At 70.6% G+C, this 19,145-nt stretch carries 17 protein-coding genes and 3 pseudogenes; 10 read left to right on the top strand and 10 right to left on the bottom strand.

The features are described 5' to 3' along the window. Positions 1-520: AAA family ATPase (locus ACIBH3_RS32920; protein ID WP_396315777.1), on the bottom strand; the 520-nt coding region annotated here is incomplete at its 3' end. Positions 521-998: 478 nt separating this feature from the next. Here ACIBH3_RS32920 and ACIBH3_RS32915 point away from each other — a divergent pair. After that, positions 999-1,640, top strand: a complete 642-nt coding sequence (locus ACIBH3_RS32915; RefSeq protein ID WP_396315775.1) for a hypothetical protein — start codon at positions 999-1,001, stop codon at positions 1,638-1,640. A 530-nt stretch (positions 1,641-2,170) separates the two neighbouring features. Then, on the top strand, positions 2,171-2,620 hold the full coding sequence (locus ACIBH3_RS32910) for a hypothetical protein (protein WP_396315774.1): 450 nt from the start codon (positions 2,171-2,173) through the stop codon (positions 2,618-2,620). Between the two features lie 59 nt (positions 2,621-2,679). Here the strand turns inward: ACIBH3_RS32910 and ACIBH3_RS32905 are convergent. Continuing rightward, positions 2,680-2,811: pseudogene (locus ACIBH3_RS32905) on the bottom strand (transposase); the annotation flags it as partial. Positions 2,812-3,245: 434 nt separating this feature from the next. Continuing rightward, on the bottom strand, positions 3,246-3,626 hold the full coding sequence (locus tag ACIBH3_RS32900) for a hypothetical protein (protein ID WP_396315773.1): 381 nt from the start codon (positions 3,624-3,626) through the stop codon (positions 3,246-3,248). A gap of 1,987 nt (positions 3,627-5,613) precedes the next feature. Here ACIBH3_RS32900 and ACIBH3_RS32895 point away from each other — a divergent pair. Next, complete coding sequence (locus ACIBH3_RS32895; protein WP_396315772.1) at positions 5,614-7,368, top strand: FG-GAP repeat domain-containing protein; 1,755 nt, start codon at positions 5,614-5,616, stop codon at positions 7,366-7,368. Positions 7,369-7,603: 235 nt separating this feature from the next. On the opposite strand, the gene ACIBH3_RS32890 is transcribed toward ACIBH3_RS32895, so the two are convergent. Both ACIBH3_RS32890 and ACIBH3_RS32885 read right to left on the bottom strand, forming a co-directional pair. Beyond that, positions 7,604-8,245: a hypothetical protein gene (locus tag ACIBH3_RS32890; protein ID WP_396315771.1), complete on the bottom strand. Its 642-nt coding sequence runs from the start codon at positions 8,243-8,245 to the stop codon at positions 7,604-7,606. A 119-nt stretch (positions 8,246-8,364) separates the two neighbouring features. Next, positions 8,365-9,114, bottom strand: a pseudogene (locus ACIBH3_RS32885) (transposase family protein). A gap of 128 nt (positions 9,115-9,242) precedes the next feature. Between ACIBH3_RS32885 and ACIBH3_RS32880 the strand changes: the two are divergent. Further along, positions 9,243-10,029: pseudogene (locus ACIBH3_RS32880) on the top strand (IS5 family transposase). A gap of 33 nt (positions 10,030-10,062) precedes the next feature. On the opposite strand, the gene ACIBH3_RS32875 reads toward ACIBH3_RS32880, so the two are convergent. After that, a complete protein-coding gene (locus tag ACIBH3_RS32875; RefSeq protein WP_396315770.1) occupies positions 10,063-10,263 on the bottom strand; it encodes a zinc ribbon domain-containing protein in 201 nt (66 codons plus the stop codon). 348 nt (positions 10,264-10,611) lie between these two features. Between ACIBH3_RS32875 and ACIBH3_RS32870 the strand changes: the two genes are divergently transcribed. The 3 genes from ACIBH3_RS32870 to ACIBH3_RS32860 all read left to right on the top strand — a co-directional run bounded on the left by ACIBH3_RS32870 (position 10,612) and on the right by ACIBH3_RS32860 (position 13,326). Next, on the top strand, positions 10,612-11,730 hold the full coding sequence (locus tag ACIBH3_RS32870; protein ID WP_396315769.1) for a M23 family metallopeptidase: 1,119 nt from the start codon (positions 10,612-10,614) through the stop codon (positions 11,728-11,730). Continuing rightward, entirely contained in the window at positions 11,690-12,190 is a 501-nt protein-coding gene (locus tag ACIBH3_RS32865) for a transposase (protein ID WP_396315768.1), read from the top strand. Before ACIBH3_RS32870 ends, ACIBH3_RS32865 begins: the two co-directional genes overlap by 41 nt. 368 nt (positions 12,191-12,558) lie before the next feature. Next, on the top strand, positions 12,559-13,326 hold the full coding sequence (locus ACIBH3_RS32860; protein WP_396315767.1) for a hypothetical protein: 768 nt from the start codon (positions 12,559-12,561) through the stop codon (positions 13,324-13,326). 195 nt (positions 13,327-13,521) lie between these two features. Here ACIBH3_RS32860 and ACIBH3_RS32855 read toward each other — a convergent pair whose 3' ends face one another. Continuing rightward, entirely contained in the window at positions 13,522-13,992 is a 471-nt protein-coding gene (locus ACIBH3_RS32855; protein ID WP_396315766.1) for a hypothetical protein, read from the bottom strand. A gap of 183 nt (positions 13,993-14,175) precedes the next feature. On the opposite strand from ACIBH3_RS32855, the gene ACIBH3_RS32850 reads away from it, so the two are divergent. Next, positions 14,176-14,364, top strand: coding sequence for a hypothetical protein (locus ACIBH3_RS32850; protein ID WP_396315765.1), 189 nt, complete (start codon positions 14,176-14,178; stop codon positions 14,362-14,364). A 386-nt stretch (positions 14,365-14,750) separates the two neighbouring features. Further along, positions 14,751-15,209 (top strand): hypothetical protein, encoded by a 459-nt coding sequence (locus ACIBH3_RS32845; RefSeq protein ID WP_396315764.1) that lies wholly within the window; start codon positions 14,751-14,753, stop codon positions 15,207-15,209. Positions 15,210-15,272: 63 nt separating this feature from the next. Here ACIBH3_RS32845 and ACIBH3_RS32840 read toward each other — a convergent pair whose 3' ends face one another. The 3 genes from ACIBH3_RS32840 to ACIBH3_RS32830 all read right to left on the bottom strand — a co-directional run bounded on the left by ACIBH3_RS32840 (position 15,273) and on the right by ACIBH3_RS32830 (position 17,293). Beyond that, a complete protein-coding gene (locus ACIBH3_RS32840; protein ID WP_396315763.1) occupies positions 15,273-15,506 on the bottom strand; it encodes a hypothetical protein in 234 nt (77 codons plus the stop codon). 275 nt (positions 15,507-15,781) lie between these two features. Then, entirely contained in the window at positions 15,782-16,786 is a 1,005-nt protein-coding gene (locus ACIBH3_RS32835; RefSeq protein ID WP_396315776.1) for an IS4 family transposase, read from the bottom strand. 9 nt (positions 16,787-16,795) lie between these two features. Beyond that, positions 16,796-17,293 carry a MarR family winged helix-turn-helix transcriptional regulator gene (locus ACIBH3_RS32830; RefSeq protein WP_396315762.1) on the bottom strand — a complete coding sequence of 166 codons (498 nt, stop codon included), beginning with the start codon at positions 17,291-17,293 and terminating at the stop codon, positions 16,796-16,798. Positions 17,294-17,407: 114 nt separating this feature from the next. Here ACIBH3_RS32830 and ACIBH3_RS32825 point away from each other — a divergent pair, with 114 nt between their 5' ends. Beyond that, positions 17,408-18,964 (top strand): FAD-dependent oxidoreductase, encoded by a 1,557-nt coding sequence (locus ACIBH3_RS32825; protein WP_396315761.1) that lies wholly within the window; start codon positions 17,408-17,410, stop codon positions 18,962-18,964. The last annotated feature ends 181 nt before the right edge of the window (positions 18,965-19,145 follow it).

Raw genomic sequence — 19,145 nt, 5'->3', positions numbered from 1 at the left:
ACGCTCCTCCAACAGCCCCATCACCGACGGCATCCGGCACCTCCACCGAAGAGACGACACGACACCCCGTCTCTGCCACCGAGGCACCGACACTACGCCTGACCAGCGGAAACGCACCCGTCACTATCGGAAAGACAACGGCTTCTAAGACCAGCAGCATCCGCCTACCGGCAAGCTTGTCGGCCAGCGCGGCCACGGCGTCGGGGTCGAGGGCGCCGGTGTCATCCGGGCAGGTGGCAAAGCCGGACAGGCCGAGCGCGGCGACCACGGTGGGCGTCGGGGAGGTGCTGGTGTGTAGGGGGGCCAGCGCCGCCAGGCGCACTCCTGCGGGGAACGCGCGTCGGACCTGGCCTGCCGTGTGCAGAGCGAGCCGTGTCTTGCCGATTCCGCCCGGGCCGGTCAAGGTGACCAGCCGACTGCGGGACAGCGCCAGACGGACCTGTGCCACCTCTCGGCGCCTGCCGACGAAGCTGCTCGTCTCGGCCGGCAGTGCGCCCGACGCCTGTGATGCGGTGCCCATCGTCACTGCCTCGGACTACCGAGGCCACCGCCGTCCGCGCCGCAGTTCTTCGAGGCCACACCGAGTCCGTGGCCCCGACGCGCGTACACGGCCTCGATCAGTATCAACCGCTCGACTTTGCCCATGGAGGCTTCCGTTCCAGAGTTCGCCAGGTGAACTGCAATTCAGCAGTAAGTCGCCCATGAGTGTGCGGACACCCCGCACACATGTCAACGCCTCGGACTTGACCCGCCTGGCCGTGTCCGCCTGCGGCATGGGCACCCAACCGGCGCCGCGGCAAGACACCCGCTGGCCAAGGCCGCCGGTGCAGGTAGAGGCAGTTGACGGCCGCTAGCGTGGGGGATGCGGATGCCGTCCACCTGAGGGACCATTCAGCACGAGACTCCAGTCGATGACCGCCGACTCCTCTGCACCCAGGCCGCAGTCCTCGGCACGGTAGTGGTCCGTAGTGACTCGGGCACCGAAGTCGGGGGCCAGCGTGGGGGCCAGCATCACGTTCGGCAAGCCGCTGAAACCGCCGAAGCCGCCCCTGCGGCGCCCCTGGGGACAAACCCCGGCCCCGGCCGACGGCCCGGGGCAGCGCGACCTGGTCGACCGGCGCCTCGCCCAGCAGACAGCCGGCACCACCCAGGCGCCGACCTCGGCCCGGACGGTGACGGTGGCGCGCGACCCGCGCCTGCGCGGCCTGCCCCGCAGCATGGACATTCACATCCCGCTCGACCCGGCGGTGTTCGGCTACAACTGGGCGCTGGCCGGGATGGAGCGTCCAGCCGGACGTCCTCCTGGTCCTCGGCGAGGCCACCAGGTCGGCTGGGTCGAACGCGGCCTCGACGGAGGCGACGGCTGGGTCGCGGTGTACGAGGGCTACTTCCTCGGCGACCCGGCCACTCAGGAAGCGGCCCTGCATGCCACCCGGAGGAGGCCGCCCACACCACCGTGCACCGGGCCCACATCCAAGACCTCTGATGGCCGTCCGGGAAATGCTGAGGGCGAGTCCGGCTCGTTCAGCCGGTCCGTTCGACGCGCTGCTCTGACCCGACAACCCTCTGGTGCCGGAGGAGCTGACCGAACTTGTCCTCGCCCCGGCCAGGCGGAGTTGACCGGCCCCTACGCCAGGTGATCCCACGGGAGGACACGGCCGGCAACCGGGGCGATCCGGGCAGGACAAGGGTCGCGGCCAAGGAGGACGAGCAGCCCGCGGACAAGGGGGGACGGGTGCAGCGTGCGGCGCGCCGGGTCACCCGCCCGGTCAGCCCGCCGGCTGCGCCCCACCGTAGTGGCCGGTGAGGAGATCCGGGCGCTGATGCGGCAGGCGGCCGGGGCGCGGCTGGTGCAGTTCCCGGAGGGCGCTCTCGTCTACCGGCACAAGCGGGTCATGGCGACCGGTCCTGACGGCACCCTGGCGCCTGCGGACTGGGCCGGAGCCGCGTGGGAGGTCCTGCGCGAGGAGGCCGAGTCGTCGCGGCGCTGGCGGGGGAGCTGGGCCTGTGGACGGACTTCGGATCCTCCACCCGCTCACACCGCCTCAGGAACTGTCCGGCCGATCATCGCCAAGAGTTGGCACCAGGCGGGGTGCTGTCCGATTATCGCGCTGACCGTCAGCTGAATCCAGTTGCATCAGGTCCATGACCGGCGGCGATACTTCGGGGCATGAGCAGAATCGCTGAGGTCATCGTGCTGGCACAGGACGCGAACGAGGTCATGGAGCCGCTGACGCGGCCCGACCCTACTCGTACCTGGGTGGGCTGCTTCGCCGAGATGCGCCCGGGCGGTGACTGGGGCTTCGGCTGGGGTGCGGAGTTCGAGCACATGAGCTGGAGATCTGGACTGTTGAAGCACCTGGAGTCGTTGCCCTGGCCTCGTCCGGAGACGGTACAGGTGCTGATCCATGACGAGGAGGACGACTGCTTCGGTCTGTGGATGATCCACGACGGCAGACTGGTGGAAATACCCCTTCCACACACTCGGCGGGCCTGGTGGTACGGACCGCCGAAGGACGGCTACGCACCCGACCCCGGGATCCTGAGTCGGACGGATTGCGCTCGCGTTGATTGGCCAGAGGAGATCGATGGTGACCAACCCCGGCCGGCAGCCTGGTGAAGTGATCAGGTGGGAAGCCAGATGACCAGGGCGGCGGCGGTGACGGTGCCGAGGAAGCATGGCCCGATCCGTTCCGGCAGGTCGCGCCACTGCACCCCGGCCCGTACCCGGTGCAGGATCCCGTCGATCACCTGACGGTGATCACGCCACCTCCCGCATCGCCCATTGCTCACAGGGAGGAACGGCCGCAGCCGCTCCTACTCGGCGTCCGACAGATCGCCGCGCCTTCCCCGCCCCATGCCCAGAACAACGATCAGATCAGCTGACGGTCACATGAGCGGCCGGATAGGGTTCCTGTCGAACAGCGAGCTGTCCTGCCGGCTGCAGGCTGCTTACGGTGCCGGTAGACCTACCGGTCTGTCCAACGGTCCCGGGCACGACGGCGGCCACGCGAACAGTCACGCGCGGCCGCCGTTGCGTTTCCTCTTTCGGCGTTCGCCCCGCCCGGAACCGCCCACGCCACCAGGATGGGGCGCACCCGGGCCCAGTGGGAGGAACCGGGATGGCCACCCGGGAGCAGACGTACGCCCACGCGCCCGACGCCCACACCGAGGCCTGGGCCTTGGTGCCCCTGGCGCTGGCCGAGTCCCGCGCCGGGCGCCGGCCGGACCGGATGAACGGAGGGTCAGGCGTTCGCGCAGATCACGTACACGCTGATGCCCACGCTGCTGTAACCGGCCTGGCGGCCGATGCCGATCCAGCCCCGGCCGTCATCGGTCGGGAAAGAGCCGACGAGGACCGCCTCGTTGCCCCGGGCCTCGGCACCGCCGCCGAGGGCCCGCTTGCCGGACGGGCAGGTGACCGTGCGGCGCTGGAAGTTCCCCACGTTGGCGTTCGGAAGCGTCACCAGCTGGTAGCCGTCCACGGCCCGGACCGCACCCGTTCCGGCGGCCCGCTGGGATTCGGCGCTCAGGTCGTCCGCGCTGGCCTGCACGGCCCAGCCCGTCCCGATGGTCAACGCCGCCGCCATCAGACCGGCCCCCAGCGCGCGCTTGCTTCGCAGCATCATGTGTCCCCTTTCGAGCTGGCGAGCACGACAGTTCGGGCTCGCACCATCATGGCCATCGGCCGTGTCGCCCAGAGCGTTGAGCCAAACCGCCCCTCGGAGTGAACCGGAGGCACGTGACGCGCGGACAGCCGCCCACCGCACCAGGCTCAGCGCCCACGGCCACCACCAAGCGCTGCTCTCCCCCGAACACGCTTCTCGCCGGTCCAAACCGGACCTGGACCTGGCCTTTGGCGGTCCGGGAGGGACACGTTCTCCACAAGCCTCCGTACCGTCGTGGCTGGTGCGGTCATCTGCGCGGTGGGTGGCGTCAGACGTGCCAGCCGGCCAAGGCCGCGAGGATGCCGAGGGCGCCGGCGCCGAGCAGGGCGCTGACGACACAGCGATTGGCGGCCAATGGCCAGGCGGCGCGGCTGCGGCAAGCAGACGGTGTACTGCCCGACACGCGAACGTCCCCAGCTGCCAGGCAACTTCTGTCTCTCGCGCCCTGAGGTATGAGCACGATGTTCTCAGCTTGACTTTGTCGGTGATCTTGATGGTCGAGGTCAGGTGCCGAGGGTGCGCCAGGACTCCGACCGGGGAATCGCCTGCTGGTCCAGGAAGATCTGGAAGACAGTCGGCGGTCTCGGTCAGGAAGCGGCGAAGAACACTTCGGCACTCAGCCTTGCCCTCCAGGGCCGCCACACGGACGCCGAGGCCAGGGCGCGGGAGGCGATCACCGAGGCGCAGCTCCGCGGGCAGGATGGCTTCCTCACGGTCCTGCAGGTCAATCTGGCGCGTGCGCTCAACGGTCAGGGCAGGCACCGCGAGGCGCTCGCGGCTGTCGAGACAGCACATGCCGAGAGCCTGCGGCAGGGACCGCCCGGGCAGGGACCGCAGCGCGATCCGGCTCGTCGCCGCCGCGGCCCAGCTGCATGCGGGCAGGGTGGCCCAGGCGCAGGGTGCTGCCGAGCACTGCCTCGCACTCTGCCGTCAGTACCTCTCACCGGCCTATCACCGGACCCTGGAGGCCGAGCAGCTGCTTGCATCGGCCATGGCCGCCCGTGGCCGCAACGAGGAGGCCGCCGCCTTGGCCCGGGCGACCTCCCAGGCGTGGCAGACCCATTTCGGTCCCCATCACCACGGGACCAAGGCCGCCCGTCAAGTACTCAACTTTGTCGAGGGGACCACTGGCTGGTCCCGTTTCCCGTCCGCATGGCAGGCGAGGGGCACCACCGCCTCGATGAGGCTCTTGCGAACTTGGCCTCCAGTTCCAACTCGTTTGCCCCGGGCGTGTGATTGAGCCTCTTCAGAGCGGCCATCGATCGGGTGACGGCCGGGCGGTCGTGGAGGGAGGCAGAACGGACAGGGCTCCCAGGCAGTTGAGTGAGGTATCTGACGTCTCAACTCTTCTGCCGGGGAGCCCTGGTGGTCACCCATCCTGCCGCACCGGACCTGCCGCACGCGCTCGTTGAAACGCTGAAACGGCTCAGTGGCTCAGAGTCTGCTCGAAGGCTGGGGGCAGTGCCGTGCACGGTTGAATCCCAGGCGCGGCGCCGTCCTGGCCGGTAGGCAATCCAGCCGGCTCCTCCAGGAGCTGGCTGGTGACAGGCACCAACCCCATGCGCTGTCGGAGCGGGGCGACAACCGCCTCCCGAATCCCGGCGGTCCGGCTCCTGAGGAGGTCCAAACTTCCAATGACGGCGTTGAGCTCGTACGGCATTCCCGCAGCGTAGCCGCACAGTCGCCCACGGAGGTTCGAACCGTGAGAAGCGGCTGACACGTTGCCGAGGCCTTCCTGTGCGACCGCGCCGCGCCGCCGGCACGGGTGGCGGCGGCGCGGCGCATCGCCGGAGTGGCGGAGGGGAAGCAGCTTCACAAGGAATCCACAGGATCGATCCGTACGCTGCGGGAAGGAAGTGGGGACCGTTCACGCGCCGACGCGTGTCCCGGTCGTGGGGCACGAGGCGCCCGGGTGAGTCCACACGTTCGATCCTGAGGGGGGATCTTGACCGCACCGTACCGCGGACGCCTGAGGGCCCTGGCCGCCGGGGGCATCCTTGCCCTGGCTGTCGGCGCTCTTGCCACCGCCCCGAGCACGGCCGCCCCGCAGCACCGCGCGCCCGACTCCGTCGTCGCGCAGTCCGTGACCGACTCCGCACCGGTGTCGGACCCCGACGCCGCGCCACGGGGCGTCGGCGGGTACCCGACCGTCGTCATGCCCGCCCTGTCCGGGCCGTCCGAGCAGGTGACTGCCGCCGCCAAGCCGCGGCACGACGTCGACGGCGACGGGCGCAGTGACATGATCGTCATGCAGTACGACCAGGCCACGGCCGTCTACCTGTCGTCGATCCAGGCCTGGAGCGACTACACGATCGCCAAGACCGACCACGACGCCTCGTTCAAGGACCTACTGCCGGTGGGCGACGTGGGTGGCACGACCAAGCCGGAACTGCTCTCCCTCTCCTTCGACGGCGTCCTGACGCTCTACGAGGCCGGCTTGAACGCCACGTCGGCGCCCCTGTGGTCGGGCGGCGGCTGGCAGAAGTACAACCGCCTCATCGCCACCGGGGACGTCACCGGAGACCGCCACCCCGACCTGCTGGCCCGCGACTTCGCCGGTGACCTGTGGCTCTACACGGGGACAGGCACCGTCACCAAGCCCTTCAACGCGCGGGTCAAGGTCGGCACCGGCTGGGGGATCTACGACCAGATCGTCGGCGCCAGCGACGTCGACGGCGACGGCCTCGGCGATGTTCTCACCCGCACCCTGACCGGCGAGCTGTGGTTCCACAAGGGGGCCGGCAGCGCCACCGCCCCGCTCAAGGCCCGCGTCAAGGTCGGCACCGGCTGGAACGCGTACAACGTGATCAGCGGCACGGACGACGGCGACGGCGACGGCCTGAGCGACCTGCTCGCCCGCGACCGCGACGGCGTGGAGTACTGGTTCAAGTCGATCGGCGACGGACGCTTCGCCGCACCGGCGTACTTCGGCAACGGCTACGAACGCAACAAGTTCATCGTCGGTGCGGGCACCACGCAGCTCTACGGCAAGGCCCAGAATCTCATGACCCAGACCGACGGCACCCTGGCCAAGTACTACGCCCTGGCCAACGGCGCCTACCTGACGCCGCCGACCGGGGTCGGCAAGGAGAAGCCGGGGTCCCGCAACACGTACGCCACCGCGCTCAACAGCCACCACCACGCCAGCTATGTGGAGAACACCGGCAGCGACCTGTACATCCGCGGCAAGAAGGTCAGCTCGACGTGGAACTACACCATGATGGTCGGCCCCGGCGATCTCACCGGCGACGGCAAGGGCGACCTGCTCAGCCGCGACTCGGCCGGAGTTCTGTGGCTGCACCCCGGCGACGGGGCGGTGGACACCAAGCTCGGCACGCCCATCAAGGTCAGCAGTGGCTGGAACGCCTACAACGCGCTGGTCGGCGCGGGCGACTACTCCGGCGACGGACGGCCCGACCTGCTCGCCCGGGACACCTCCGGCCGGCTGTTCCTCTTCAAGGGCACGGGGACGTCCACCGCGCCGTTCGCCGCCCGGGAACAGATCGCCACCGGCTGGGACGTCTACGACATGCTCGTCGTGCCGGGTGACATCGACGGGGACAGCAAGGGCGATGTGCTCGCCCGCGCCAAGAACGGCTACATGTACCTGTACACCTCGACGGGCAACGCCGGCACCGCGACCTTCGCCGCCCGGGTGGAGTTCGGCAGGGGCTGGAACATCTACACGAACATGCTCTGATCCTGTCCATGGGACCCCGGCGGTGACCAAGGAGCCCCGTACACGGTCACCCACCCGGGCGTCCGCCGGACACCGACGCGGCCCTCGGCCCGATCCGCTGCTCCGACCGGAGAGCGCATCGGACCATGACGAGGGCCGCGTCGGTCCTTCCGAGGTCTCGCTGGACCGGGTGACGGGTAGCGATACACCGGCTTCGGTCCCCACGAGGTAACGGGGGAAGCCGACCGGACGGGTCTCAGGAGCCGCCGCCGGTGGAGCCGCCGTGACCGCCCATCGACGGGTACTGCACCCGGCGTCGGACGACCAGGTCCACCTGGACGGCGGAGGGGGCGAGCATCTGTTGCAGCTCCTGGCACAGGGCCGTGGTGTCGGTCGTCCACCGGGGCAGGGACGTGGGCCGGATCAGGTGGCCGTTCTTCAGCAGCACGTACAGGGTGATCTTGGCGTTGACGGGCTTCCGATCCTCCTCGTGCGACTCGGTGATGGAGTGGTCGATCCAGATCTGCCGGACGTCGGTGAGCGGCCGCGGCCGGTCCGTGCGGGAGCCCCGGACGACGGTCATGGTGTCCGGGGCGACGGCGGGGGAGAACCGCAAGCGGTTCACGTCGCGAAAGGGCCCGTAAAGGATCACGAACGTGTTGGCGACGAGTCCCAGCAAGGCGGCGATCCCGACCAGAGCCCAGAGCCGGCCGGGCTCGAGACTGAAGATCAGCGCCATGACCACAGAGACCGGGATACCGCAGACGGCGCCGGCCACGAGCGACCCGAACACCTCCCCGGGCCAGCGCTTGGCGGCGAACACGAGCGGCCCGACTCCCTCGCGAAGCACCACGTCGACCACGTCGGGACTCGAACGGTCAACCCGCACCGTGCTCATGACCCAACGTTAGGACCGTGCCACTGATTGTGGAAGAGCGCGCTCGGCGCAAGCGGCCCGGCCGAGGTGCGCCTGGCTGCGTGGTCGACAGCCGCACGTCACTGGGCGAGTGAGCCGTTTCAGCGTTGCCTCTCCGGGGTGAGGATGGCTTTGCTGGCTGACCGAGCCAGCTGGGGCTACCGCGGGCGTGTCGGATGATTCGCCGGCGTTTGACGGTGGCGACGCCACGTTCGACCGGGCGCCGGAGCCGGGCGTGGGCCGGGTTCAGCGACTTCTTCTTCCACGGTCAGCTCGCGCTTGGGCCGCCGCCGGACCGGGACGGCGACGTCTGGGCCGGCTCCGGTGTGGGCCAGGTCCGCGAGCGCCGGGATCTGCAGCCGGCCGCAGGTCGCGACGATCTGGTGCCGCCGGGCCGCGGTCAGGTCGTGGGTGCGGCCGGGCAGCGGCCGGGAGACCCACAGGAGGTCGCCCTCGGGACCGGTTACGACCTGCAGGTTCACTCCGTGGCGGCGGTGCTTGCCGCTGTAGTCGGCGCGGCCGTCGCCGACGCGGTCGCACGCGGCGAGGGTGCCGTCGACCAGGACGTTCTCCGGATCGGCCTCGCGCAGGGCCCGGGCCAGGCCGGGGACGCGGCGGGCGAGGAGGTCGGTGACCTGGTGGACGTATGCGTGGGCGGTGCCGACGCTTATCCGGAAGCCGGCGGCGATCTGGGCGAGGGTGTCGTGCTTGCGCAGGTACACCAGTGCGACCAGAGCCCGCTGCGAGGGGCGGAGCTTGCACCGGCGGTCACCCTCCCGGGTGACGATGAGCACGGTGACCCACTCAACGAGCGCGTGCGGCAGGTCCAGTGCGGCAGGATAGGTGACCACCAGGGCTCCCCGGCAGAAGAGTTGAGACGTCAGATACCTCACTCCACTGCCTGGGAGCCCTGTCCGTTCTTCCCCGGTCCACAACTGCCCGGCCGTCACCCGATCGGTGGCCACTCTGAAAAGGCTCCTTGATTGAAGCCGTTCTGACCGCTTGGAGGACCGACCGGCAGAAGACCTCGCTGGGCCTCGGCGGCAAAGACGCCGACCTTCGCGAGGTCATGAACGCGATCCCTCTACGTGAACCGGACCGGGATCGCCTGGCGCTACTTGCCGCACGACTTCCCGCCCCACACCACGGTGTTCTCCCACTTCAGCGCCTGGACCGCGGACGGAACGATCGAGAGGCTCGGTATCCGGCTGCACCGCTCGGTGCGCGAGAAGGCGGGCCGCCCGCCCGACCCGACCGCCTGCGTGATCGACGCCCAGAGTGTCAAAACCGCGCCCAGCGTGCCGACCGCCACTCAGGGCATCGACGCCGGCAAGAAGATCGTCGGCCGTAAGCGCAGCATCGTCGTTGACACCCTCGGCCTGCTCCTGCTCGTCATGGTCACCGCGGCCAGCGTCTCGGACAACGAGGCAGGCAAACAGCTCCTCACGCAGCTCGCCGCCACCCATCCCACGGTCACCAAGGCCTGGGTCGACACCGGCTACAGGACCCAGGCGATCGAACACGGGGCAAAGCTGGGCGTCGACGTCGACGTCGTCCCGCGAAACACCCAGGTCAAGGGCTTCTCGGTCGTCCCGCGACGGCGGGTCGTCGAGCGCAGCTTCGGCTGGATCATGCTGCACCGCGACTCGCCCGCGACTACGAGACCAAGCCCGAGCACTCCGAGAGCATGATCCGCCTCGCGGTGATCTCGAACCTCGCGAAGCGAGCAACGGGCGAAAGCACCATAAGCCTGGCACAATCCATGAACCATTACGCATTCACGCAGGACGTCTCTGCCGTCAGGCCGGCTCTGGGACGCGTGACTCACGCCCCGCAGTCCACGCAGCCGCGCCCTTGTGGGCGATGTTGCGGGATGCGTTGTGGTCCGTGTGCATGCTGACTCCGCAGGAGCCGCACGCGAACTCGGATCTGCTCGGCCGGTTCCTCCGGTCTCTGTGGTGGCACTGGGAGCACCGCCGGCTGGTGTACGCCGGATCCACGGTTGAGAGAGCGCCGACACGCGCGGGCCCGAGGCGAGCCGGCGGGCGATGCGGCTGGGCGGGTGTAGTTCGGCACCTGACTCCGGCGCCTCCGCCCGAAGCGGCGCGCCGCCGGGTTACATGGGCCTGCGCCTCGGCACGGGGCGTGCCGGCGTCCTTCACGGCCCCGGACCCGACGAATGAAAGAGCACAATGGCAGAGCGCGACCCTCGCAACCGCACTGGCCGCAACCCTCTACATCGCGGGCTCGCCACTGCCGTGCTCGCAGCCGTCATGCTGGTGGCCTCGGCGGGACCCGGATACGGGACCGGCGCGGCCAATCTGGCGCCCGGCACACAGTTCACGCCGTTGACGGCGGCAGTGCTGACCGAACCGACGCCGTTCGACGCCACGGACGGCAGGACGCACCTCTCGTACGAACTGCTCACCACGAGCGCACTGTCCAGCAGTACGCCAGTACGGCTCGACCGTGTCGACGTCCGGGACGCCCACACCCACCAGGTCATCGGCTCGCTGAGCGGGCAGGCACTGGGCGAGGCCGCCAATCCGGTGGGCGACCCCCTGCCGGGTGCGGACGGGTACACCCCGCCGCCCCCGGCGCCGACTCCGACCGTCATCCAGGGCTCCCAGCAGTGGATCATCTGGCTCGACCTGGCCCTCGACCGCGGTCAGCCGGCGCCCGAGGTCCTCGAACACCGGCTCTCGGGTGCCATCCTGACCGCCTCCGGCCCCTCCGCGTTCGAGGAGACGGTGCAGACCACCGCGACCGCCCGCACTGCGCCGTTGGACCTGAGCCCGCCGGTCCTCCCCGGCACCTGGTACGCCAGCGAGTCGTGCTGCGGCAACACCCACCACCGGCGCGGCCTCGCCCCGATCAACGGCCGCTTCAGCGTGCCGCAGCGTTTCGCGATCGACTGGTACCGGGTCGGTGCGCAAGGGCAGGCCTGGGAAGGCGACCCCGCACAGCTCACCAGCTACCTGAGCTACCGTCAGCCGGTCGTGGCCGCGGCCGGCGGCAGAGTGGTGGAGGTCCAGGACGGACTCCCGGACAACCCGCCGCCTGTCACACCGCCCGTCCCGCCGATCGAGGACACCGTCGGCAACCACGTCACCCTGGAAGTCGCGCCGGGCCGCTACCTGCTCTACGGCCACCTGCAACCCGGCTCGCTCAACGTCCGGGAGGGCGACTGCGTCGAACCCGGCCAGGTCCTCGGGCTGATCGGCAACAGCGGCAACTCCACCACGCCGCACCTGCACTTCCAGGTGATGACCACGGCCGAGTTCTTCCCGACCGACAGCCCGCCGTTCACCTTCCGGGAGTTCCGCGTCCTCGGACAGGTCGAACCCCGGATCTGGGACGACAACTTGGGCCTGCAGCCGACCGGCGTCCTGCCGATCACGCCCTCACCGTACGAGGGCACCCACCATGCGAAGTATCCGCTCGACCGCGAGGTGCTGGACTTCTGACCGGACTCCGGTCCGGCCGACGGACGACCGCCCCGCACCATGGGTGATCACGGTGCGGGGCCGGTACGACCCGAAGTGCCAGGCTTCGGGCGGCTCAGGCGGCTCAGGCGGCTCAGGCGGTGCAGGTCTGCTTGACGTGCCGGACGCACTCCTCGCGGGTGAGCAGGCCGACGCCGACGGCGTAGGCCTGCCGGAACTCACCGGCATTGCCGAGGACGGCGGCCGGGAAGTGCTCGGTGACAGCGAGACCGAGGTGTTCTGGGCCGAGTTCCTGGGCTCCCTGCGCGAGCGCGGCCTGACCGGGGTCCGGCTGGTCATCGGCGACCACCACAGTGGTCTGGTCAAGGCGATGCGCGGCTCTCGCCACGTGAAGGGTGTCCACCCGCCTGCCCAATCCCCGGAGGGGGAACTGCTCAGGTGCCCAACCACCAGCCGGTTCCCCGTGGCCCGACCGCCCTGACCCCCACCACCGCGGCCACTACCGCCGGAGAGCGAGCCGCCGCCCAACTGCGGTGGGGCAGGCCACCGGGAAAGACGCTCATAGCCAAGGTGGGGCGGTAAGGCAGGCCGGGCGGCGTGGAAGGACGGTGACCAGGGCGGTGACGGCGGTCTCCCCGAAGATCGAGCGGTTGGCTGCCGAGGGCGAGGGCGGCGGTGGGGAGGCTCACGGGAGCGCCTGATCACCGGCCGCGTGCCTGACCCCGGCGGCGAACTGCCGAAGCACCGGTCGGCTAAGGCCTCCCGAGTGAATTCCCGCCGTGGTTGGGTGGTGGGGTGACATCTGCAGAACGCCTGACTTCCCGAGCGCGGCACGGCGGACACCGAGAGGTGCTCCCCGAACTGCTCGCGCTGGCCACCGATCCCGCCGCACGACCCGACTCGGCATGGGAAGCCGGAGCGGCGGCCATCCAGATCCTCTGCTGGGAGGACCGGTTCGCGGAGGCGGGCGAGCTCGCCGAGCTGCTGATCGAACGTCAGGGGCCCGGCGGCGGGACCCTGTGTGACCAGGACATGCCGTTCGACGAGGCGTTCCTGGTCGCCCAGCTGTATGCGGGCGCGCCCGCACAACCCCGGCTGCGCTCCGCCGCCGGCCACATTCCGGAGGGCCGGATTCTGCGGGACCGGCTGCTCTGGCTGGCCGAGCAGCTCGACCTCTGGCCGGTGGAGTGGCTGCTGCCGTGCCACTACGACTGGGGCGGGCCGCTCGTGCCTCGGGAGGGGGTGATCGGCGAGTGGCTGCTGGACCGCGAGTTCGCGGCGCTGGAGCCACGCGAGAAGCGGGTCGCCTGGGAGGCCATCGCCCAGACCAACGACTTCGCCCGCGGCCGCGGGCTGGTCGAGTCGCTCGGTGAGCTCCCGGAGCAGTACTACCTCTGCCTGTGGCTCGCCGGCTGGTACGCCGTCGAGGGCGACGTCGCGGGCGGGGAGCGGATGCTGCTGGCCGCGCACGAGCGGTGGTGGCCGTACATGAGGTGGGATGCGACACCGATCTCCGAGGTGGTGCAGCCGACACTGCGGCGGGTCGTCACCGACAGGGTGCGGCAGCAATTCCTCACCAGGCCGACCGGTCCCGAAGCGGCCGGGCTGCCTTCGTAGCGGGACCCGGCCCGTCCGGCACCATCCGGCTCGTCAGGTCCAGGTCGTGGACCGGACCGCCCTTCCACGAGCACGGGCGGCGGCGGACCGACATCGGGAGAGCCCTGGCGTCAACGTGACCCGGCCCTGAAGGACCGGGCTTGTGGGTAGGGCGCGTCTGGCTGTTGCGTGGCCTCACACGTCTGACTGGGCGTTTCATCCTTGCACCGCCGAGGAGTACGCGACGTTCGAGGCGTCGGCTCCGTCGAGCGTGCCCAGGAGCTGTTCGACGCCGTCGCCGACCTGGTCGACGTCCGTGGCTGCCTGTCCTGCCCCACCGCGCACCTGTGCACCCGCGACCCCGAGGCACAGCCGGCCTGACCAGACCACGGCCAGACTGGAACCCTCCGCGCCGATGGCGAACAGATGGGTACCCGGCTTCACCTCGACGGTGCGGTAGCGGACCTCCTGGACCCAACCCGCAAGATCGTCCACACGGGTGCTGCGCGCACCGTTGTGGGCGGTCTCGGTGGAGCCGAGGCAGCCGTTCTGCCAGGACGTGCTGCTGACCGCGACGAGCTCGGCGTGGCCGCCGCTCTCGCGGACGGCCGGGCCGCCGGTGTCGCCCTTGCAGACGCTCACACCCACCGGAGCGCTGCCGGTGACGTCGATCCCGGTGGCCTGCACCCTGCCGACCGTGAAGGTGCCGGTGTGCAGCACCCTCGACCTGCTGCTCCCCGACGCCCACGGGCAGGTGGCTACGCCGATCCAGGACGCGCCCGCCGGGTCTCTGCCGACGGCCGTGGTGCTGTGAGTGGATCCGGCGCGCCGACCATGCGATACCGACCTCCGGCCTGAAGGATCACTGCCATGCCCGACGCTCTCGACGTTCGCGACGACCTGATCGACCTTCAGCGCGCCCTGGGCGCTGCTCGCGCCGCCCTCGTCGCCTACTCCGGCCAGGTCGATGCTGAGCGCCGGGAGCTGTTTCCCGGCACCGGTGACGAGCAGATCGTCGAGCGCCGTGCCTGGCCCGAGGACCAGGTGGCCCGCCTGTAGGACACCGAGTTGATCAATGTCGGGGAGCGCCAGCGGGCCCGGCCCCGCAACCGCCGGGGGCGGCGTCGGTGCACCGGGGCAGTGGCCCCGTACTGCGTCTTGTGCCTGCTCCGGTACCGCCCGCGGCGGGCCGGGCCGAGGGCCACGGCGCCGTCCCTGGCCGAATCATCAGCGTTGCGCGGAGTGGGCCGAGTTCGGCGCCCGGCCGCGTGTGCGGGTTCTCCCGGCAGAGGGCTCCCGTGAGTCTCCGGGCACGACCGCGTTCGGGCCACCCAAAGGTAAAAGGTGTGCAAAGTGGCGCGATGGCTCGCCGAAATGCCCCTCTTCCCTATGAACGCGAGGCCGCACCGGTCGTCCGTCGTCCGCACCGAACCCAGGATGGTCCCGTGAACGATCTGCCCATATCGCCCCTCCGCGCTCTGCCGGACGGGAATGCCGAACTCCGCGTCGTCCTCACGCTCAGCTGGAACGACGTCGCCTCCCTCGGGCGGGAGGCCGGCAGGTTGGCCACCCACCTGCAGCGCACGGTCAGCCTCGACGAGGCCGCCAGCTACGTACTGGGTGCCCGGCCGGAATCCGCCGCGCCCGCACGGGCCCGGGGCAACCCGGCCCTGGAGCAGCCCGCTGCGGCGGCCGTCACCCCACAGATGGAACAGGCGCGGCAGAGCGCCGAGTTGATGATGCGGCCGGCCGCCTCCTCGACCCCGGTGAACGCGGCGGCACCTGCGGCGAACGCCGCGGCACCCGCGGCACCCGCGGCACCCGCGGCGACCGCCCGGCCCGACGCGGCTCCCGCCCCGAGCCGGGCGACCTCGGCGGCACCCGCCCCGGCGCCGGCCGCCTGACCGCTCCCATGCGGCGGCCCGGCGCCTGCCTCGGCCTCGGGGCCGTCGCATGCCTGATGCAGATCACCAGCAGTGGTGGACCTGCGGACGGATCAGTTCGTCGTAGATTTCCTGCACGGCCCTGCGTGTGTTCTGGTCCAGCGGCGTCGGCGCGCCCGTGGCGGCGTTCGCGTGCGCCTGACTGGCGTTGCGCACGCCCGGGATGACGACGCTCAACGTCTCCTGGACGGCGATCCGGCGCAGCGCGGACTGCGCCGGCGTCACACCCTCCGGCACCAGCGGGCGCAGCCGCTCCACCGCTTCGAGCCGGCCGTGTGGTCCACGTCCGAGAAGGTCTCGCCGACGTCGAGGACCTCGCCGCGCTGGTTGTAGGTGCGCTGGCAGCGTCATCACCGCGCTCGTCACCCTGGCCGTCATGGCGGCCAGGACCCTGCGGTGACCGCCGGCAAACCGATGCCCCCGACAGATCTGTCGGGGGCATCGGACCTGTTAGCCTGCGTGTTTCATCTGGGGTTACGTCCGGATCGTGAGCGGGAACGCGAAAGTGCCTTCTGAGCTGCAATGCCGGTGAGTTAGGGCGTTTCTGCAGGTAGGGGCGGGTGCCAGGTCACCTTGAGGGTGTACTGGACGTGACCGGGAGCGCGTGGGCGGTCTCGCTTCTTGGTTTCGAAGGTGTTCTTGGGCGGCTTCTTCACGCGCTCGCACTGACGGTTGCGTCTGGTCGGGAGGAGGCCGTCCAGGAGCTCGCGGACGACCTCACTGCGCGCTGCCATCAGCGTGATGGCGTCTGCGGCCGCTTGGCCGACGACCTTCAGCCGGGCGAGCTGCACCGTCACGGTGAAGGAGATCCGATCGGGGTCGATGCCGCCGCACTGTGCGGCGTGCAACTCCAGCACGCACAGTGCCTGGTAGACGGTCAGAAGTGCGTAGACCTCCTGGCACGCCAGCTCGGGAGACTTCGAGCGCAGGACGAATCCGGCTCCGCGTAGGCGGTTCTTGAGCTCGGCGTACCCGTTCTCGATCTCCCACCTCTGGTGATAGATCGCCGCCAGGTGTCGGGCCGGAGCCCGTGTGTGGTCCAGCAGGCTAGTGACCAGCCGGAACGTCTCCCTGCGGGGCGGGCCAGCCGTCCGGTGGACCGTCACGGTGTACTGGATGATCCTCGCGGTGTGTCCCTCGGGCAGCTGGGCCAGGGTGCGGCCGGCAGCCCGTGCCTGGCCGTGTCGGACGGTCTCCTTCGGGGTCGGCATGACCGAGATGAACGAGCCGTCGGGTAGGACCCGCAGGGGCACGAACACCTGGTTGCCCTTGATCCGCCAGGTCAGGTGGGCACCCGTCGAGCGGGCGTGGCCCCACAGTTCGTAGCCGTTGAAGCCGCGGTCGGCCAGCAGGAGCATGTCCGGCTGAAGGCTGGCGACGAGCTGGCGGGCGAGTGCGTGTTCACTGGCCCGCGCCACCCCGTCGAAGGTTCCGTCGACCAGGCCGTGGGTGCCGCATTCGGTCAGCGCCATCAGCCTGATCTGCGGGTTTCCGCTCTGGTGCGATGACGGGCGAGCGAGCTGTGGGGCCGGGCGCAGTGCCCTTGGTCAGTCTTCGCCCTCGGTCGGGGTGCTGCCGGCGGCGACGGCGTCGAACTGGGTGGTCAGGTCGCCGGTCAGGCGGGTGAGCAGGCGGATGAGCTCGGTGCGGTCGTGGTCGGGCCACTGGGCGAGCGCCGCGGTGAACCAGCTGTCGACGACGGTGGTGTAGCGGTCGACGATCCGCTGCCCGGAGGGCGTCAGGGCGATCAGGCGGGCCCTTTGGTCCTCGGGGTCGGGAACGCGCTTGATGATCGCCCGCTTCTCCAGGCTGTTGAGGTGGCGGGTGACGTGGGGCCCGACGACCTGCATGCGGGTGGCGATCTCGCCGACCCGCAGCGGGCGTTCGGCGGCGTCCAGGATGACCAGGATCGTCATGGCGGGCCGGTCCAGTGCCACTCCTGCGTCCTGGACGGCCTGCTCGTAGAGCTGCCCGCGGTTGAGCAGGGTCCGCAGCTGGAACAAGTGCGGCAGCAGCCCGGTGGTCGCATCGCTGAGCGGATCCATGTTCGCACTCCCTTGATAGATACCTAACGTAGGTATATTGTCTCTTCCGGAAGCCGACCTCGCAGGAGATCGAGCCGCCGTCAAACATGATACCTAAGGTAGGTAATCAACGCCATGAACGAGCCCACTCCCACCACCGCGAACGTGACCACGACCGACGTCCTGATCATCGGCGCCGGCCCCACCGGCCTGACCCTGGCCTGCGAGCTGGCCCGACGCGGTGTCAGCTTCCTCCTCCTGGAACGCTCCACCACACCCAGCACCGCCTCCCGCGCCAAGACCATCCAGCCCCGCACCATGGAGGTCGCCGACGACCTCGGCGTGGCCGGGCGCATCCTGACCGAGGGCCGGGTGAACGTCCCCACCCGCCGCTACGACCACGACCAGGTCATCTCCGAAGCGGTGGAGGTCGCCATAGGGGCGCACACCACGGACGCCCCCTACCCGCCGGTCTGGCTCTCCCAGCCGCGGTTCGAGCAGATCCTGCGCGCCCGCCTGACCGAACTCGGCGGAACCATCCACTGGGGCAGCGAAGTCACCGACCTCCAGCAGGACGACGACGGCGTCACCGCCACCATCGAGACCACCGCCGCCGGGCCCGACGCGGGCGGCCACACCGTCCACGCCCGCTACGCCGTCGGCGCCGACGGCGGACGCAGCACCGTCCGCGCCCTAGCCGACATCGAACTGCACGGCACCTCCCTGACCGACCAGCGCTGGCACCTGGGCGACGTCCGCGTCACCGGCCTCTCCCGCCACTGCCAGCACCTGTGGACCAGCAAGGAGGACGGCCTGCTGTCCCTGTTCCCCCTGCCCGGCACCGATCTGTGGCAGTTCCAGGCATCCATCCCCACTGACCTGGCCCAGCCCGAGGAACCGTCGCTGGAGCTGTTCCGCTGCATCTTCGCCGAGCGCGCCGGCATCCCCGGCGTGGTCATCAAGGACGTCGCCTGGCTCTCCCTCTACCGGATCAACGTGCTCCTGGCCGACCACTACCGCAACAGGCGGATCCTGCTGGCCGGCGACGCCGCCCACATCCACTCCCCGGCCGGCGGCCAGGGCATGAACACCGGCATCCAGGACGCCTACAACCTCGGCTGGAAGCTCGCCGCCCTCCTCGGCGGCGCCGACCCCGCCCTGCTCGACACCTACGAGCACGAGCGCCGCACCGTCGCCCGCAACGTCCTGGACGACAGCACCACCCGCCTGCGCAACCTGATGCGCGCGACAGCCGAGAACCACGGCCCCTCCGTCCAGCAGGGACTTACCGACGACCGCACCACCGGCCTGGGTATCGTCTACGCCGACAGCCCGCTCACCCACGGCCCCGGCGCGGGAGTCCGCGCCCCCGACGCACCCTGCCGCAACGCCGCCACCGGCCACCCCACCCGCCTGTTCGACCTGCTGCGCGGCCCCCAGTGGACCCTGCTCTCCTTCGGGAACACCACCGTCCAGCAGACCCCGCACGGCCCGCGCACCTACCGGGTGACCACCGACCCGACCGCCACCGGCCCCGACACCGTCATCGACACCGACGACCTCGCCCACCACGCGTACCAGGTCACCGGCGACGAACTCGTCCTCATCCGCCCCGACGGCTACATCGCCGCCCGCCGCCCCGCCCACGACCTGCCCGCCGTCCTCGCCCTGGCGGCCACCAACGGCCTGTGACCCGCCGAGCAGGACGCGCGGCGGACAGAACCGAAAGTCAGCGATCCTCCGCGACATCGTCAGACAATCCGGGGTGGGGGGGGCCGGCCCCCCCCCCGCCCGGCGCGGGGGGGGGGGGGGGCCCCCCCCCCCCCCCCCCGGGGGCCCCCCCCCCCCCCCCCCCCCCCCCCCCCCCCCCCCC

Origin of the sequence: Kitasatospora sp. NPDC050543 (assembly GCF_044457565.1) — a bacterium.
GTDB lineage: Bacteria > Actinomycetota > Actinomycetes > Streptomycetales > Streptomycetaceae > Kitasatospora.
Note: the sequence above shows the minus strand (reverse complement) of the source record. Positions and strands in the feature narration are given on the sequence as shown.

Excerpts from the sequence above, each read along its gene's own strand:
- ACIBH3_RS32830 (WP_396315762.1), bottom strand. The coding sequence starts at position 17,293 with ATGGATCCGCTCAGCGATGCGACCACCGGGCTGCTGCCGCACTTGTTC.
- ACIBH3_RS32865 (WP_396315768.1), top strand. The coding sequence starts at position 11,690 with ATGCGAAGTATCCGCTCGACCGCGAGGTGCTGGACTTCTGACCGGACT.
- ACIBH3_RS32890 (WP_396315771.1), bottom strand. The coding sequence starts at position 8,245 with ATGAGCACGGTGCGGGTTGACCGTTCGAGTCCCGACGTGGTCGACGTG.
- ACIBH3_RS32825 (WP_396315761.1), top strand. The coding sequence starts at position 17,408 with ATGAACGAGCCCACTCCCACCACCGCGAACGTGACCACGACCGACGTC.
- ACIBH3_RS32850 (WP_396315765.1), top strand. The coding sequence starts at position 14,176 with ATGCCCGACGCTCTCGACGTTCGCGACGACCTGATCGACCTTCAGCGC.
- ACIBH3_RS32900 (WP_396315773.1), bottom strand. The coding sequence starts at position 3,626 with ATGCTGCGAAGCAAGCGCGCGCTGGGGGCCGGTCTGATGGCGGCGGCG.
- ACIBH3_RS32910 (WP_396315774.1), top strand. The coding sequence starts at position 2,171 with ATGAGCAGAATCGCTGAGGTCATCGTGCTGGCACAGGACGCGAACGAG.